Origin of the sequence: Methylobacterium sp. HMF5984, assembly GCF_045033435.1 — a bacterium.
GTDB lineage: Bacteria > Pseudomonadota > Alphaproteobacteria > Rhizobiales > Beijerinckiaceae > Methylobacterium.
This window is the reverse complement of record NZ_JBJFLN010000001.1, coordinates 1,181,737-1,197,621: the sequence shown is the minus strand read 5'-3', so window position 1 is coordinate 1,197,621 and position 15,885 is coordinate 1,181,737. Positions and strand designations below refer to the sequence as shown.

Annotated in this window: 13 protein-coding genes and 1 riboswitch; of the genes, 7 read left to right on the top strand and 6 right to left on the bottom strand. The window is 71.3% G+C overall.

Annotated elements, in window-relative coordinates; all coding sequences use genetic code 11:
• Positions 1-4: 4 nt before the first annotated feature.
• Positions 5-634 carry a pyridoxamine 5'-phosphate oxidase family protein gene (locus tag ACFZ8E_RS05595; RefSeq protein ID WP_279604016.1) on the bottom strand — a complete coding sequence of 210 codons (630 nt, stop codon included), beginning with the start codon at positions 632-634 and terminating at the stop codon, positions 5-7.
• A gap of 255 nt (positions 635-889) precedes the next feature.
• On the opposite strand from ACFZ8E_RS05595, the gene ACFZ8E_RS05590 reads away from it, so the two are divergent.
• Complete coding sequence (locus ACFZ8E_RS05590) at positions 890-1,882, top strand: nitronate monooxygenase family protein (RefSeq protein ID WP_243935491.1); 993 nt, start codon at positions 890-892, stop codon at positions 1,880-1,882.
• Here the strand turns inward: ACFZ8E_RS05590 and ACFZ8E_RS05585 are convergent.
• The 5 genes from ACFZ8E_RS05585 to ACFZ8E_RS05565 form a co-directional block, all read right to left on the bottom strand.
• Complete coding sequence (locus ACFZ8E_RS05585; protein WP_243951121.1) at positions 1,867-3,066, bottom strand: diguanylate cyclase; 1,200 nt, start codon at positions 3,064-3,066, stop codon at positions 1,867-1,869. The genes ACFZ8E_RS05590 and ACFZ8E_RS05585 overlap by 16 nt on opposite strands.
• A 177-nt stretch (positions 3,067-3,243) precedes the next feature.
• Positions 3,244-4,542: an HlyC/CorC family transporter gene (locus ACFZ8E_RS05580; protein WP_405042262.1), complete on the bottom strand. Its 1,299-nt coding sequence runs from the start codon at positions 4,540-4,542 to the stop codon at positions 3,244-3,246.
• A 113-nt stretch (positions 4,543-4,655) separates the two neighbouring features.
• Positions 4,656-5,915 (bottom strand): glycosyltransferase family 87 protein, encoded by a 1,260-nt coding sequence (locus ACFZ8E_RS05575; protein WP_243951123.1) that lies wholly within the window; start codon positions 5,913-5,915, stop codon positions 4,656-4,658.
• Positions 5,916-5,996: 81 nt separating this feature from the next.
• Positions 5,997-7,115: a 3-dehydroquinate synthase gene (gene aroB, locus ACFZ8E_RS05570; protein ID WP_243951125.1), complete on the bottom strand. Its 1,119-nt coding sequence runs from the start codon at positions 7,113-7,115 to the stop codon at positions 5,997-5,999.
• A gap of 7 nt (positions 7,116-7,122) precedes the next feature.
• Positions 7,123-7,728 carry a shikimate kinase gene (locus ACFZ8E_RS05565; protein ID WP_147727186.1) on the bottom strand — a complete coding sequence of 202 codons (606 nt, stop codon included), beginning with the start codon at positions 7,726-7,728 and terminating at the stop codon, positions 7,123-7,125.
• 338 nt (positions 7,729-8,066) lie between these two features.
• Between ACFZ8E_RS05565 and ACFZ8E_RS05560 the strand changes: the two genes are divergently transcribed.
• The 6 genes from ACFZ8E_RS05560 to ACFZ8E_RS05535 all read left to right on the top strand — a co-directional run bounded on the left by ACFZ8E_RS05560 (position 8,067) and on the right by ACFZ8E_RS05535 (position 15,879).
• The gene (locus ACFZ8E_RS05560) at positions 8,067-8,219 is read left to right on the top strand and encodes a histidine kinase (RefSeq protein WP_147730042.1); all 153 of its coding nucleotides are present in this window, start codon (positions 8,067-8,069) and stop codon (positions 8,217-8,219) included.
• The gene (locus ACFZ8E_RS05555) at positions 8,216-9,202 is read left to right on the top strand and encodes a site-specific tyrosine recombinase XerD (protein WP_313898914.1); all 987 of its coding nucleotides are present in this window, start codon (positions 8,216-8,218) and stop codon (positions 9,200-9,202) included. The genes ACFZ8E_RS05560 and ACFZ8E_RS05555 overlap by 4 nt, the downstream gene beginning before the upstream one ends.
• Before the next feature lie 61 nt (positions 9,203-9,263).
• Complete coding sequence (locus ACFZ8E_RS05550; protein ID WP_405042261.1) at positions 9,264-10,499, top strand: App1 family protein; 1,236 nt, start codon at positions 9,264-9,266, stop codon at positions 10,497-10,499.
• A gap of 84 nt (positions 10,500-10,583) precedes the next feature.
• Positions 10,584-10,792: riboswitch (cobalamin riboswitch) on the top strand.
• Between the two features lie 335 nt (positions 10,793-11,127).
• Positions 11,128-13,299 (top strand): TonB-dependent receptor, encoded by a 2,172-nt coding sequence (locus ACFZ8E_RS05545; RefSeq protein ID WP_405044330.1) that lies wholly within the window; start codon positions 11,128-11,130, stop codon positions 13,297-13,299.
• Between the two features lies 1 nt (position 13,300).
• Positions 13,301-14,791: a PepSY domain-containing protein gene (locus tag ACFZ8E_RS05540; protein ID WP_405042260.1), complete on the top strand. Its 1,491-nt coding sequence runs from the start codon at positions 13,301-13,303 to the stop codon at positions 14,789-14,791.
• 158 nt (positions 14,792-14,949) lie between these two features.
• Entirely contained in the window at positions 14,950-15,879 is a 930-nt protein-coding gene (locus tag ACFZ8E_RS05535; protein ID WP_405042259.1) for a 3-keto-5-aminohexanoate cleavage protein, read from the top strand.
• Positions 15,880-15,885 lie beyond the last annotated feature (6 nt).

The following is a 15,885-nucleotide window of genomic DNA, read 5'->3' as shown; positions in this document are numbered from 1 at the left end:
ATGCTCAGTAGAGCCGGGTGCGGTAGGCCTCCTCGGTCGAGCGCTCGGCATCGGCGACGCTCACGGTGCCGGTCTGCTCGGCGAGGATGCGCCCGAGGCTCGGGAAGCTCTTGCGCTCGACCTGCGCCTCCGGCGACCACAGCTTGGCCCGCATCAGCGCCTTGGCGCAGTGGAAGAACACCTCCTCCACTGCGACGCGCAGACCCGTCACCGGGACCTTGCCCTGGGCGACCAGGGGCGCGAGCATCTCGGCCGACGTGACCAGCGCCGCGCGCCCGTTCACCCGCAGCGTCTCGTCGATGCCCGGCACGAAGAAGATCAGCCCGACCCCGGGATTGCCGAGCACGTTGCCGAAGCTGTCGACGCGGTTGTTGCCGCGGCGGTCCGGGATCAGCAACGTCGCGTCGTCGAGGATCCGGACGAAGCCGGGAGCGTCGCCGCGCGGGCTCGCGTCGGCCCGGCCTTCCGCGTCCATCGAGGCGAGCACCAGGAAGGGCGAGAGCGCGATGAAATCGCGCGCGAAGTGATCGAGCCGCGGGAGCACCTTGTGCTCGGCCATCGGCCTGATCGCGCCGACATGCGTGCGCAACGCCTCGGGAACGCCGAGAATCGTGTCGTCGATCGTCCCGCTCAAGCGGCATCCTCCGGGTTCGGGCCGTCGCGGCCCTCTGACATGGCCTCGAGCCGGCCGGCACGCGCGATCGCCGCGCGAGACCGGACCGGCTCCGACCGAGCCTGCACCTCGGCCCCGGGCTGCACAACCCGCGCCGCGGCCTGGCGACGGCCGACGCCGGTGTCCGTCGATGTCGTCGGCAAACCTGCATCGGAGCCTTGACGGCGCGACCGCCCGGCCCTTGATCCTCGCCGCGACGATCGAGAGGCAGGGCGCATGACCGAATCCGCATCGAACGAACGCCTGCCCCCGGCGTTGCGTGGCACGCTGGCCCTGCCGGTGATCGCCGCGCCGCTGTTCATCGTGTCAGGGCCCGACCTCGTGATCGCCCAGTGCCTGTCGGGCATCGTCGGGTCGTTTCCCGCGCTGAATGCCCGGCCGGCTGAACGCCTCGACACTTGGCTGTCGCTCATCACCGGCACGCTCGCCGCGGCGCGGGCGGCCGAGCCGACGCGGCGGATCGCGCCGTTCGCGGTCAACCAGATCGTCCACGCTTCGAACGACCGTCTGGCCCGGGACGTCGCCGCCTGCGTCGCCCACGCGGTCCCGATCGTCATCACCTCGCTCAGGGCGCCCGACGCCGTGGTGCGGCCGATCCACGGTTACGGCGGCGTGGTGTTCCACGACGTCACCACCGTCCGGCACGCGGAGAAGGCGCTGGAGGCCGGCGTCGACGGGCTGATCCTGGTCTGCGCCGGCGCGGGCGGGCATGCCGGCACGCTGAGCCCGTTCGCCCTGCTCGGCGAGGTGCGGCGCTTCTACGACGGGCCGATCATCCTGTCGGGGGCGATCACCACCGGCAGCGCGATCCTCGCCGCACAGGCGATGGGCGCCGACCTCGCCTACATGGGCACGCGCTTCATCGCGACGGCGGAGGCCAACGCCGCCGACGGCTACAAGGCGATGATCGCGGAAAGCGCGGCCGCCGACATCCTCTACACCCCGTTCTTCACCGGCGTGCCCGGAAACTACCTGAGCCCCAGCATCCGCGCCGCCGGGCTCGATCCCGAGAGCCTGCCGGATGTCGGTAAGAGCGCGATGGACTTCGGCAGCAGCCGGGCGAAGCCGTGGCGCGACGTGTGGGGTGCCGGCCAGGGCGTCGGGACGATCGCGGACGCGCCGCCCGTGGCGGACGTAGTCGCACGGCTCGCGCGCGAATACGCGGCTGCCCGCGCACGCCTGGGGGCCGCAGCCTACTCGGCTGCCTGAGGCCAAGGCAGTCGCCGATTTCGGGCGGCCTGCACATCCGGACCGTCCGCCTCGGCCAGTTCCGTTCGGCTGCGGCCGTTGCGCTTGGCGCGGTAGAGCGCGAGGTCGGCCCGGCGCATCAGGTCGTCGAAACGCTCATGTCCCGGCGTGCTCACCGCCACGCCGATGCTGCAGCTGACCTCGAGGTGCGGCAGCGTCGGCAGGCGCAGGGCGGCGAAGGCGCGGCCGAAGCGGACCGCCTCGCGCCGGGCGGCCTCCGGGGTCTGGGCCGGGATCAGGCACGCGAACTCCTCGCCACCGAGCCGGCCGAACGCGCGATCGCCCGGCAGCAAGGCCCGCCCCAGGGCGCAGAAACCGACCAGCACCCCGTCGCCGACCGCGTGACCGTAGGTGTCGTTCACACGCTTGAAATGATCGAGATCGAACAGCAGCAGCGCGCTCGGCGAGGGCCGCGCCAGCATCGCCTCGGCCTCCAGCACGAAGGCGCGGCGGTTGGCGATGCCGGTCAGCGGATCGACCGATGCGGCGAGCCGCTGTGCCCGCTCGGCCCGCTCCTTGGTCAGCGCCATGAAGGTGAAAGCGATGGCGATCGTGAACAGCATCGCGGCAAAGCACAGGATCGCGACCCAGCGCGATTGCAGGGCGTCTGGGCTGGTCGGCAGGGGGGCGAGGAAGGCTGCGGGGATCCGAACCGCGTAGCAGAGCCCGTAGATGCACAGCAGGATCATCGCGGGGTAGCGCGAGACCAGCCGTTCCGCCCGGCCGCGCCAGATCTCGTAGGCGCTCGCCGCGCAGAAGAGGGTTGCGATCGACGAGGCGAGGACGACCCGCGCCGCGATCGAGCCGTAGAACGCCGGGACGAGGCAGGCCGCCGCGAAGGCGCCGCCGCTCAGGATCGCGATCGACAGGCGCAGGCTCCGCCCCTCGAAAGCCCGCACGCCGCTCCAGATCAGACCGTAGGCGGCGATCATCATCGCGTTGGCGACGCCGATGGAGAGCCAGTCGGGGATCGTGCCGCGCAGGGCCAGCCCGCCGGAGGCGATCGCGCCGACGAGGTGCGCGACGCCCCAGATCGCCAGAGCGTGCGTCCGACGTGCCTGGACCCACGACAGCACGAAGAGCACGCCCACGAGGAACGTGAGGACGAAGGTCACCAGCAAGAGGGTCGCGATGTCGAGACGCATGGTCCGCTTGACGTCTCCCGACGATCACTCCGATGGCCGAGACCACACCTGTGATACGGCACCCGAGACTGAGCACAACATCAAACTAGAGCATAAACAACATCTAAACGCCCGTATCAGACCTGACTGATATCAAAACTCCATAACATAGGTTATCGGGATGACGGGCCAAATCCTTCATCCGTCGCCACGCTTGCTCCCCGTCGGCTCCAGCGGCGTGATCCGCAGGGTCGTGATGCGATTCTTCGCCTTGCGCAGGACCTGGAAGCGGAAGCCGTGGAAGTTGAAGGCGGTTCCCTGGTCGGGGATGGCGCGCGCCTCGTGGATGACGAGCCCGGCGATGGTCGTCGCCTCCTCGTCCGGCAGGTTCCAGTCCATCGCCCGGTTGAGGTCGCGGATCGGCACGCCGCCGTCGGCGTTGACCGAGCCGTCGCCCTGCGGCCGCACGCCCGAGACGGTGACGTCGTGCTCGTCGGCGATGTCGCCGACGATCTCCTCGAGGATGTCCTCCAGGGTGATGAGGCCCATCACCTCGCCGTACTCGTCGACGACGAGGGCGAAGTGGGTCTTCTTCGAGAGGAAGGCCTTGAGCTGGTCGCGCAGGCTGGTGGTGTCCGGCACGAACCAGGTCTCGAGCGCCAGCGCCTCGACCTTGAGGCCGGACGCGTCGCCGCCGGCCGCGTCGAGGGCCCGGAGCAGGTCCTTGGCATGCAGCACGCCGACGACGTTCTCCGTGGTGCCGCGCCACAGCGGCATCCGTGTGTAGGGCGAGGCCAGCACCTCGCGCACGATCTCCTCGGAGGGCAGGTCGGCGTTGATGATCCGCATCTTGGTGCGGTGGACCATCACCTCGGAGACCGAGAGGTCGTTGAGGTCGAGCAGGCCGCCGAGCATGTCGCGCTCGGCCTTGGCCACCCCGCCCTCGCGGTGCAGCAGCGCGACCTGCCCGCGGATCTCCTCGGTCGGCGACAGGATCGACTGGTGGTCGCCGATCGTGACGCCGAACGGGCGCAGCATCAGCCGCACCAGGCTCTCGATCGCGAGCGCCGCCGGGCCCATCACCGCGACCGCGAAGGCGACGGGGCGGGCCATCATCAGGGCCGCCTTGTCGGGCTTCGAGATCGCGAGCGTCTTTGGCAGCACCTCAGCGAAGACGATCACCAGCACCGACATGCCGATGGTGGCGTAGATGACGCCGCTCTTGCCGAAGACCGCGGTCAGCACGCTCGTCATGAAGGCGGAGGCGCCGATCGCGACGATGTTGTAGCCGATCAGCATTGCGCCGATGAAGCGCTCGCGGATCGCCAGGATGCGGTTGACGATGCCCGCCCGCGCATCCCCCGCCTCCTCCAGGGAATGCATCCGCGCGCGGGACGCGGCGGTGAAGGCTGTCTCCGCGCCCGCGAAGAAGGCCGAGAGCAGCAGCGAGATCACGACGATGCTCGCGGCCAGCCAGAGGTCGGTGTGGGTTTCCATCGCGCCGGGTTTTCGAGCTCATGCCGTCGCGGCAGGCTCGGGATCGAGGCGCGACGGCGACATCCCTCATAGGGGATTCGGCGCCGGATTGCCCTATCGCCGGGCGCGCAGGGTCAGGATTTGGCCGGCACCGCCGGTCCCAGGCGCGGCACGGGGCGCGGCAGCGCCCGCGCGGCGATGCAGGCGAGCGTCGTGAGGCCGAGGAGGAAGCCGAAGGGGAGGCTCGTCGCCGCCATCGCCAGGCGCAGCAGCGCGACGAAGGGGGCGGCGAGCATCAACGCCCGCTCACGGTCGTGCAGGCCGCCGGCGCGGTGGGCGGCGATCGCGAGGAGGATCGTCGCCGGAACCAGAGGGACGAGGTCGTAGACCGGCACGTAGGGCGAGACCATCGGAGCCGCGGCGAGCAGCGTCGCGGCGCGCAGGCCGAGGTCGCCGTTGCCGGCCCAGACCCGCCAGGCGACCGCGAGCGCCGCGAGGCTCGCGCCGATCTGCAGCGTCCAGGCCGCCGCGAACGAGCCGCCGGCCAGCCGGACCGCGCCGAAGGCGCTGGCGTTGAGATCGAGGCCGGCGCCGGCCTCCTGCAGGATGATCCGGTTGGTCTCCGACAGGCTCGCGACGAAGGCCTGCCAGGGCGCGAGCCCGAACAGGACGACCGAGGCGAGGCACAGGGCCAGCGCCGTGGCGAGGCAGGCGGCGAGCGCCTGTCGGCGGCCCGTCATGAGCAGCAGGAACGGCGCCAGCGCTGCGAGTTGCGGCTTGTAGGCGACGAGCCCGAAGCAGAGCCCGGCGAGCCAGGGCCGCCGGTCGACCAGCATCGCTCCGAGCGTCAGCAATCCAGCGGTGACGAGGCCGTTCTGGCCGTACGCGAGATTGCAGAGCACCAGCGGGTGCGCGAGCCCGATCAGCACCGCGTCGCGCCGCCCGGTCGCACGGTGGAGCGCAGCGGCGAAGATCGCGAGCGAGAGGGTGATCCAGACGAGGAAGGCCCCTTGCGGGCTCAGCAACGCAAGGGGGGACGCCGCCAGAAGGAACACCGGCGGGTAATGCCACGCGAACCGGCATTCCGGCCCGAAGGCCGCAGCGAGGTTCTGAAGGTGCACCGGCAGGTCGTAGGCCTCCGTCGCGCGTCCGCCCAGCGCCGTCCGGCCGACTACCCAGACCTGGGCAAGATCGCTGCCCATCACGTCGCCGAGCCAGTTGTGGCGCGGATCGGGTCCGGTGCCGAAGGCGAGGTAGGCCAGCGCTAGGATCGTCGGAACCAGGAATGCGGCGGCCAGGCGCGCGAAGCGGAGCAGGCCGGCATCGTGGGCGAGACGTTCCCGCAGGCTGGCCGCGAAGCGCTCCGACGCGCTGACACCCTGCGACGCGCCCATGGTCCGACCCGAATCCTGGCCGAGCGCCAGCGCGGCGACGATAGGGCCGCGAGGTTCCGCCGCGGTTAATGCGGGTCGGGCTCAGCCGGCCCGCAGCTCGTCCTGCAGGAAGGCGCGCACCGCGTCCCGCTCGATTCCCGGCGCGATGAAGCTCCGGCCGATGCCGCGAGCGAGGATGAAGGTCAGCGCGCCATCCTTCACCTTCTTGTCCTGCGCCATCGCGTCGAGCAGCGCGTCGGCGTCGCCGCAGCCGCCGGGCACGGCCTGGAGGGTGGTCGGCAGGCCGGCGAGCGCGAGGTGGTTGGCGACGCGGCCCGCATCCTGGCCCGCGCACAGGCCGAGACGGGCCGAGAAGCGGAACGCCAGCGCCAGCCCGATCGCGACGCCCTCGCCGTGGACGAGGCGGGCCGACTCGTAGCCGGTGAGGCGTTCCAGCGCGTGGCCGAAGGTGTGGCCGAGATTCAAGAGGGCGCGCTCGCCGTCCTCGCGCTCGTCGCGGACGACGACCCCGGCCTTGGCGCGGCAGCAGATCGCCACCGCCTCGTCGCGCTCCGGCCCGCCGGAGAAGATCCCGCGCCAATGGGCCTCGCACCAGTCGAAGAAGCCGGCATCGCCGATCAGCCCGTACTTGGCGACCTCGGCGTAGCCCGCCCGCATCTCGCGCTCCGAAAGCGTGTCGAGGGTCGCGGTGTCGGCGAGCACGAGGCGAGGCTGGTGGAAGGCGCCGATCAGGTTCTTGCCGAGCGGCGAATTGATCCCGGTCTTGCCGCCGACCGAGGAATCGACCTGGGCGAGCAGGCTCGTCGGCACCTGCACGAAGCGCACGCCGCGCCGCAGGGTCGCCGCGGCGAAGCCCGCGAGATCGCCGACGACGCCGCCGCCGAGGGCGACCACGAGGTCGCCGCGCTCGACCTTGTGGGCGAGCAGGCCGTCGCAGACCGACGCGTAGGTCGCGTAGGATTTCGAGGCCTCGCCCGGCGCCACCGCGACGAGTGCGGAGCGCAGGCCCGCTTCCTCCAGGCTCCTCCGCAGGGCGTCGCCGTAGAGCGCCGCGACGGTCTCGTCGCTGACGATCACCGCCGCCTTGCCGCCCAGCGCCGCCACGCGCGCGCCGGCGCTAGCGATGAGGCCGCGCCCGATCAGGATGTCGTAGTCGCGGCCCTGGTCGAGGGGGACGTGGACGGCGAGGGGCTCGGTCATGACAGCTTCACTGCGCGGCGACCGCGCGGCTCTCGTCCGGCGGGTTGAGGTAGGCGTCGAGGGCTTCGAGCACGTCCTGCACGACGCGGTCGTGGGCGACGTCGCGGGACAGCGCGGTCACGTCGGAGGCGGCATAGACCGGATGGCGCAGGTCCATCAGGTCGCGCATGGTCCGCTCGGGATCCTCGGTCTGGAGCAGCGGGCGGTTGCCGCGCTTGCGCACCCGCCGCATCAGCACGTCGAGCTCGGCCTTGAGCCAGACCGACACGCCCGATTCCGCGATCCGCGCGCGGGTCGACTCGCGCATGAACGCGCCGCCGCCGGTGGCCAGGACCAGAGGCCCCGCCCGCAGCAGGCGCGAGATCACGCGCTCCTCGCCGTCGCGAAAGCTCGGCTCGCCGTAGATCGCGAAGATGTCGGGGATGGTCAGGCCGGCGGCCGCCTCGATCTCGATGTCGGCGTCCTTGAAGATCAGGCCGAGCCGGCTCGCGAGGCGGCGGCCGACGGTGCTCTTGCCCGCTCCCATCAGGCCCACGAGCACGATCGAGCGCGAGCCGAGGGCCCGGCGCAGGCGCGCTTCGATCGGATCGCCCATCGGCTCGGGCGTGGTCATCGGGCGGGGCTCGGCATGGACGGCAAAGGGCGGGTCGGCGACGGGGCTGGGAGCGGGTGCGGCGGTGTCCCGGGTCTTATACCAAGTCTGCGGGGTTATCACCCATGCGGTCGGGCCCGCGGCCGCCGCCCCCTGAAATCTCGGAAAGGGCCCGGAGACGGCGTGGAGCCGGCCCGATGCGCCGGCCCATCGTCGCGGCGAGACGGGCGCAGGATGTGGCCTTCCGGGCCTTGCCAGCGCGGCGGCGGCATGGTGCAACCCGGGTCGCCGCGGCGCAAAACTTAAGTCCCCGCTGCGCCCTGCTCCATCGCGTCCGCGTGCCCCGAGGTTCGACCGCTGTGCCGACCCTATTCCGTTTCTTCGCCACCCTCGCGATCCTGGCCGGCCTCGTCTTCGCCGGCATGTTCGCGCTAGCGACCTTCGTGACGCCGACGCCGCGGGAAATGAGCGTGACCATCCCCGCCTCGAAGCTCCAGCCGGGCGGCCGGTGAGGGAGGAGCGTCCGCCCGAGGCCGAGCGGCGGACGCCGCCCGAGATCGCGGCCTACCTCGACATGCTGGCCGCCGAGCGCGGAGCGGCGAAGAACACCCTCGAAGCCTACCGGCGCGATCTCGACGACTACTTCGGTCACCTCGCCGACGAGGGCCTCGACCTCGCCGAGATCGAGGCGGCGGACCTCCGCGCCTACGTCGCCTCCCTCGAGCCGCGTGGCCTGAAGCCGGCCTCCGCCGCCCGGCGGCTCTCCTGCATCCGCGGCTTCCACAAGTTCCTCTACGCAGAAGGGCTGGCCGAATCCGATCCGAGCGCGCCGCTCACCGGCCCGCGCCGCGGCCGCGCGCTGCCGAAGGTACTGTCGGTCGCCGAAGTCGACCGGCTGCTCGCGACGGCGCGCGCACAGATCGATGCGGCGGTCGAGGCCGAGGCGCCGGGCCAGGCGCGGCGGGCGCAGCGGATGCTGTGCCTGCTCGAGCTGCTCTACGCCACGGGCCTGCGCGTCTCCGAGCTGATCGCGCTTCCGCGCTCGGCCGCCTCGACCCGCGAGCGCTACCTCGTGGTGCGGGGAAAGGGCGGCCGCGAACGGCTGGTGCCGCTCACCGAGCTGGCGCGCGACGCGATGCGCCGGCACCTCGCCGCCTCGCCGAGCGACGCGCCGTGGCTGTTTCCCGCCGACAGCGAGAGCGGCCATCTCACCCGGCAGGCCTTCGCCCGCGACCTGAAGGCGGCGGCGGAGGCCGCGGGCCTGCGCGCCGACAAGGTCAGCCCGCACGTGCTGCGCCACGCCTTCGCCAGCCACCTGCTGCACAACGGCGCCGACCTGCGGATCGTGCAGGAGCTGCTCGGCCACGCCGACATCTCGACGACGCAGATCTACACGCACGTCCTCGACGACCGCCTGAAGAGCATGGTCCGCGACCTGCATCCGCTGATGGACGAGCCCTCCGGCCCCGACGGCGCACCGGAGGTGCAGCCGTGAGGGCTCCGATCCGCCGCGTGCGGCGTTGACCGGCTCAGGCGACGGAAGCGGGCGATCGGCGATGGGAGTGCGTTTGCGGCGTTGGAGGAGGGGCGCGGTCCGGGCGCTGAAGCTCGTCGCCCGCCCGGTCCGCCGGGCGCAGGGGCGCGGCGGCATCGTCATCGAGCCCTATCGCGGCTACGGCTCCGCCGACGAGATCTTCCTGATCGGCCGCATCTTCCGCCAGTCCCACCCCGATACGGCACCGGGCGACGAGAGCCTGCGCGCGCAGCTGCGGGACATCGCCCGGCGGATCGCGCGGCGGGCGCTGAAGGATGCCGCCGTCACCGCCCGCTTCGGCGGCGCGCAGACGCGGGTCGAGACCGACCGCGACGGCTACTTCCGCGTCCATCTCCGCCCGGAGGCGTTGCCCGCGGGCGACCATGGCTGGCACGACGTCGACCTCACGCTCGAGGCGGAGCCGCCGGTGCGGGCGCGGGGGCAGGTGTTCGTGCCGCCGGGCGCCACCGGCTGCGTCGTCGTCAGCGACATCGACGACACGGTGATGCGCACGGGCGTCGCCAACAAGGCCAAGATGCTGTGGCGGCTGTTCGTGGAGGATGCCGAGAACCGCGTCGCCTTCCCCGGCGTCGCCGCGCTCTACCGGGCCCTCTACGTCGGCCCGGACGGCATCGAGGCCAACCCGATGCTCTACGTCTCGCGCGCGCCGTGGGGCCTGTACGAGATGCTGTCGGAGTTCTTCACGATCCACGGCATCCCGGTGGGCCCGATCCTGTTCCTGCGCGAATGGGGCCTGTCGTGGAAGCACCCCCTCCCCCGCCGGGCGGAGGATCACAAGCGCGCCCTGATCGTCCACATGCTGTCGCTGTATCGCGACCTGCCGTTCGTGCTGATCGGCGACAGCGGGCAGCACGATCCGGAGGTCTACGGCCGGATCGTCGCCGACCATCCGGGCCGGGTGAAGGCGGTCTACATCCGCAACGTGTCGCGCGACGCCGACCGCATTCGCGAGATCGAGGCGCTGGCGCAGGTCGTCGCGGCCGCCGGCAGCCACCTCGTCATCGCCGCCGACAGCACCGCCATCGCCCGGCACGCGGCGAGCCTCGGCCTGATCGCACCGGGCGCGGTCGCCCTGGTGGCGGACGAGCACGCGGCCGGCGGCGAGCCGGCGGAGCTGACCGCGGAGACCGCCCTGCCGGGCGACCTCGGCTCCGTCCTCGGCGGCGCCGGAGGAACCTTGCCGCCGAGCGTCGTCGTCGAGGCGTCGGCGCAGGACGGATCGCATATCTCGACCTAGCGTCACCGTGCGCGCCGTCGCTGTCGCCGCCGGGTCACACTTCACAGGAGCGTGATTCCGGCCGTTGACTCTTCGGGACCGCGGAAGCCACTTGGCGGGGACGGTTCCCCTCGGGGATCAAAAGGGAACGCGGTGAGGACGAGGCTCCGAGGAGCCTTTCCAATGCCGCGGCTGCCCCCGCAACTGTAAGCGGCGAGCCTCCATCAACACGTCACTGGGTCACGGCGCCTGGGAAGACGATGAGGGGCAGCGACCCGCGAGCCAGGAGACCTGCCGTCAGTCGTGGTCACACGCGAAACGCGTCGGGCGGGGTGCCTCGACGGGTGTCGAGACGCATGGGCCCGCGCGGCGCATGCGGGGCGGCCTCGTTCGCGGTGACGTGCCACCACACGCGTCCGCACGTCCCTCCCATGCCCTTGCCCACCGCGAGACCCGCGCCGAACGACGCACAGGAAGCCGCCCGGCATCCGTGCGCCGGCGGCCGAGCCGCGTTCGGCCGATCGCCTAATTGTAACATTGTTACATTCGATGTAGATGGAGGGTCGGGCAGGCCGTCGCGTCGCGCCGATAGAGCCGAATCCGATCCATGCTCGTTCTTCTGCAAACCGCTCGTTCCCTCGGGCGCGCGATGCGCTGCCCGCTCCTCGCCGGCACGGCGCTCGTCATCCTCGCTCCGCCGCGAGATGCCGGCGCCCAGCCGGTCGCCGGCGAATCGGCGAGCGTCGTGCTCGACACCCTCACGGTCGCGGGCGACGGCGTCGGCTTGAGCCGCGCCGCGCCGGTCGGCCTCAACCTGCGCACGCCCGACCGCGGCGCGAGCCGCCTCGGCCTCACGCCGCTGGAGACCCCCGGCAGCGTCGACGTCATCTCCGGCGAGACCGCGCGGCTGCGCGGCCAGGACACGATCGCGGACGCCGTGACGCAGAACGCCACCGGCATCACCACCATCGCCTCGCCGGGCAACGGCAACGGCGCCTTCACCAGCCGCGGGTTCTCGGGGCCGAACTCGATCCAGCAGCTCTACGACGGCACGCGGCTGTTCGTCGGCGCCAACACGGTGACCTTCCCGTTCGACACCTGGAACGTCGAGCGCATCGAGGTGCTGCGCGGGCCGGCCTCCGTGCTCTACGGCGACGGGGCGATCGGCGGCGTCATCAACGTGGTGACGAAGAAGCCGACCTTCACGTCCATCAACCTGGTGCGGGCCGGCGTCGGATCGGACGGCATCGCGCGGCTCGCCCTCGATTCCGGCGGCCCGATCGGCGACGCGGTGGCCTATCGCCTCAACGTCAGCGGCAACCGCGCCGGCGGCTGGATCAGCCCGGACGGCGACTTCCGCAACCTCGCGGTCTCGGGCGCGATCCTGCTCCAGGCCACGCCCGACCTCGCCTTCACCCTGAGCCACGACCTCGGCTATCAGGAGCCGGCGCGCTACTGGGGCACGCCGCTGGTCCACGGGCGCATCCCGGATTTCATCCGGTTCAAGAACTACAACGTCCGCGACGCCAAGATCACCTGGGCGGACAACTGGACCCAGCTCAAGACGGAATGGACGCCCACCGCCGACATCACGGTGCGCAACACCGCCTACCGGCTGCAGAGCAGGCGCCACTGGCTCGACGTCGAGACCTACAGCTTCAACCGATCGACGCGATTGGTAGACCGGAGCGACTACACCGAAATCTACCACCAGCAGGAACAGCTGGGGAACCGGTTCGACGCCGCGTTCAAGGGCACGCTGTTCGGCTTCCGCAACGAGTTCCTGGCCGGCTTCGACGTGAACCACATCGACTTCCGGCACATCAACAACTTCTCGACCGTCGGATCGGGCCTCGTCACCAGCGTCCCGCTGACGGATTACGACCCGGGCTCGTTCCCGCTGAACGGCCGCGCCAGCCCGGCCTACGCGACGAGCACCGACCAGGCCTCGGTCTTCGCCGAGGACCGGCTGATCCTCACCGACCAGCTCTCGTTCCTGTCCGGCGTCCGGTTCGACGCCTCGACCCTGCAGCGCGAGAACCTGATGAGCAACGCGCAGTTCGAGAAGTCCTTCCAGGGCCTCGGCTACCGCTTCGGGCTGGTGTTCAACCCGACGCCGGACACCGCGCTCTATGCGCAGGTCGCCACCGCCACGGACCCGGTGAACAGCCTGATCACGCTGTCGCAATCGCTGGCCGGCTTCAAGCTCTCCACCGGCGAGCAGGTCGAGCTCGGCGCCAAGGGCGTGTTCTGGGACGGCCGAGGCGAGTGGACGCTCGCCGGCTACCGCATCGTCAAGGACAACCTGATCTCGGCGGTGCCGGGCCAGCCGAACGTCTCGACGCAGGTCGGCCGGCAATCCTCCTACGGGGTCGAGGCGGCGCTCTCGCTGCAGGTCACGCCGCTCTGGCGGGTCGACGCGAACCTCGCCCTGCTGCACGCGCAGTACGATTCCTTCGACCAGGCCGTGAACGGCGCGACGATTTCGTACGCCGGCAACCGGCCGATCGACGTGCCCGAGCGGGTCGCCAACCTCTGGCTCAATTACGCCTTCGCGCCGACCTGGGAAGCACGGGTCGGGTTCCAGTACGTCGGCGAGGTGTTCAGCGATTTCGGCAACACCGCGCGACGCCCGGCCTACGGGCTGGTCAACCTCGGCCTCGACCATCAGGTCACGCCGGCCTCGCGCCTGTCCTTCCGCGTCTTCAACCTGTTCGACAAGGTCTACGCGATCAGCGGAAACGCGGTGGACGGGGTCGGCACAAACTGGCTCCTCGGGCGACCGCGCTCGTTCGAGGTCGCCTTCACGACGGCGTTCTGAGATGGCCTCCACGGCGCGCATGCTCGCCAAGCTCGCTAAGCTCGGCAAGACGGGGAAGCGGTGGCTGCATCTCGGCCATCGCTGGCTCGGCATCGTCACGGGGCTGTTCTTCGCGACGTGGTTCGTGAGCGGCGTGGTGATGATGTACGTCGCCTACCCGTCGCTGACCGAGCCCGAGCGCCGGGCCGGGCTGCCCGCGATCGCCTGGGACGCGGTGCGGGTCTCGCCGGACGCGGCATTGGCCGACGAGCCCGGCTTTCCCCGGGCGCTGAGCCTGTCGATGCGGGGGGCCGAGCCGGTCTACCGGGTCGCGCGTTGGGACGGGTCCCGCCGCACCGTCTCCGCGGTCGACGGCCGGGCGATCGGCCCCGCGTCGCCGGACGAGGCCCTCGCCATCGCCGGCCACGATCCGCGCAGCCTGCGCCCGGCCTACCGCGACACGCTCGCCTACGACATCTGGACGGTGCACCAGCGCTACGATGCGGTGCGCCCGCTTCACCGCATCGCGCTCGGCGATGCGGACGGCACCGAGCTCTACGTCTCGCAGCCGACCGGTGCCGTGGTGCTCGACACCACGGCGCACGAGCGGTTCTGGAACTGGTTCGGCGCCGTCCCGCACTGGCTCTACGTCGCGCCGCTGCGGGCGCAGGCCGCGCTGTGGCGCACGGTGATCGTGTGGGTCTCGGGGATCGCGATGGTCGGGGCCGTTACCGGGTTCGTGCTCGGGCTCCTGCGGATGCGGATCGCCCGACGCTATCGCTCCGGCGCGGTGACGCCCTATCGCGGCCTCGCGCGCTGGCATCATCTCGGCGGCCTGATCGGCGGGCTCGCGCTGTTGAGCTTCATCGTCAGCGGCTGGCTCTCGATGAACTCGAACCGCTGGTTCTCCTCCTCCAGCCCGTCGCAGGCGATGCTCGAACGCTACGCCGACGCACCCGGCGCCCGCACCGGGCTCGACCGCGCCGCGATCCGCCAGCGCGCCTGCACGGACGCGGCGGAGGTGCGGTTCACCTGGCTCGGCGGTGCGCCGCTCGCGGTGATCGCCTGCCGCGACGGGCGGGAGATCGCCTGCTGCGGAACGGCGCCGGTCGCGCCCGACCGGCTGGACGCCGCCGCGCGCCGCCTGGTCCCGGAGGCTCGATCGATGACGACCTCTCGGCTCGAGCACGAGGACTTCTACTGGACGTCGCACCACCGCGCCCGGCGCCTGCCGGTGCTCCGGGTGGTGTTCGACGACCCGGCGGCGACGTGGTTCCACATCGATCTCGAGACCGGCGAGATCCTGAACCGGCTCGACCGGTCGGGCCGCGTCGAGCGCTGGGGCTTCGACCTGCTGCACACCCTCGATCTCGGCATCCTCCTGCGCCACCGGCCCGCCTGGGACGGGGTCATGCTGCTGCTGCTCGCGGCCGGATCGGTGATCGCGGGCTCGGGCGTGGCGATGGGCTGGCGCCGGCTGAGACGGCCGGCGGCCGGATCGCGCCCGGCTTGAGTGCGGGCCGATCCCCTCGCTCGGCTCGGCGAGGCTTGCTCAGCGAGGCTTGCTCAGCGAGGCTTGCTCAGCGAGGCTTGGCCCGCACGGGGCGGCAGCGCTACCATCGCAGCGAAGGGCCCGGAGCGGTTCGCGAACAGACAGGGACGGACGCTGCCATGGCGCGCGCGCGAAAAGTCATCATCACCTGCGCCGTAACCGGCGCGATCCATACGCCGAGCATGTCGCCCTACCTGCCGGTGACGCCGGAGGAGATCGCCGACGCCGCAATCGGCGCGGCGGAGGCGGGCGCGGCCATCGTCCACCTGCACGCCCGCAACCCGCAAACCGGCGAGCCCGACCAGACGCCGGAGGCCTTCGCCAAGTTCCTGCCCGTCATCAAGCAGCGCTCGAGCTGCGTGGTGAACATCACCACCGGCGGCGCGCCGACGATGACCATCGAGGAGCGCGTGCGCCCGGCCGCGACCTTCAAGCCGGAGATCGCCTCGCTCAACCTCGGCTCGATGAACTTCGGCCTGTTCGGGATGCTCGACCGCTTCAAGGATCTCGAGCACGAATGGGAGCGGACGTATCTGGCCAACAAGGACATCATCTTCCGCAACTCGTTCGGGCAGATCGAGCACATCCTCACCACCTGCGCCGGCAACGACACACGATTCGAGTTCGAGTGCTACGACACCGCCCACCTCTACAATCTCAAATACTTCTTCGACCGCGGCCTGGTGAAGGCGCCGCTGTTCATCCAGACCGTGTTCGGGTTGCAGGGCGGCATCGGCTCGCACCCGGACGACGTGATGCACATGAAGCGTACCGCCGATCGGCTGTTCGGTGACCAGTACCGCTGGTCGGTGCTGGGCGCCGGGCGCAATCAGATGAACATCGCGGCGATGGCGGCGGCGATGGGCGGCAACGTCCGCGTCGGGCTCGAGGACAGCCTCTGGGCAGGCCCGGGCCGGCTCGCGCAGTCGAACGCCGAGCAGGTCGCCCAGGTCCGCCGGATCATTGAAGGGCTCGGGCTCGAGATCGCGACGCCGGACGATGCCCGCGAGATGCTGTCGCTGAAGGGCGGCGACCGCGTCGGGTTCTGAGGCCCG

Bases quoted from the DNA above. Each gene is read 5' to 3' on its own strand.
- ACFZ8E_RS05575 (WP_243951123.1), bottom strand. From the start codon at position 5,915: ATGGGCGCGTCGCAGGGTGTCAGCGCGTCGGAGCGCTTCGCGGCCAGC.
- aroB (WP_243951125.1), bottom strand. From the start codon at position 7,115: ATGACCGAGCCCCTCGCCGTCCACGTCCCCCTCGACCAGGGCCGCGAC.
- ACFZ8E_RS05585 (WP_243951121.1), bottom strand. From the start codon at position 3,066: ATGCGTCTCGACATCGCGACCCTCTTGCTGGTGACCTTCGTCCTCACG.
- ACFZ8E_RS05565 (WP_147727186.1), bottom strand. From the start codon at position 7,728: ATGACCACGCCCGAGCCGATGGGCGATCCGATCGAAGCGCGCCTGCGC.
- ACFZ8E_RS05590 (WP_243935491.1), top strand. From the start codon at position 890: ATGACCGAATCCGCATCGAACGAACGCCTGCCCCCGGCGTTGCGTGGC.
- ACFZ8E_RS05550 (WP_405042261.1), top strand. From the start codon at position 9,264: ATGGGAGTGCGTTTGCGGCGTTGGAGGAGGGGCGCGGTCCGGGCGCTG.
- ACFZ8E_RS05545 (WP_405044330.1), top strand. From the start codon at position 11,128: ATGCGCTGCCCGCTCCTCGCCGGCACGGCGCTCGTCATCCTCGCTCCG.
- ACFZ8E_RS05580 (WP_405042262.1), bottom strand. From the start codon at position 4,542: ATGGAAACCCACACCGACCTCTGGCTGGCCGCGAGCATCGTCGTGATC.
- ACFZ8E_RS05540 (WP_405042260.1), top strand. From the start codon at position 13,301: ATGGCCTCCACGGCGCGCATGCTCGCCAAGCTCGCTAAGCTCGGCAAG.
- ACFZ8E_RS05535 (WP_405042259.1), top strand. From the start codon at position 14,950: ATGGCGCGCGCGCGAAAAGTCATCATCACCTGCGCCGTAACCGGCGCG.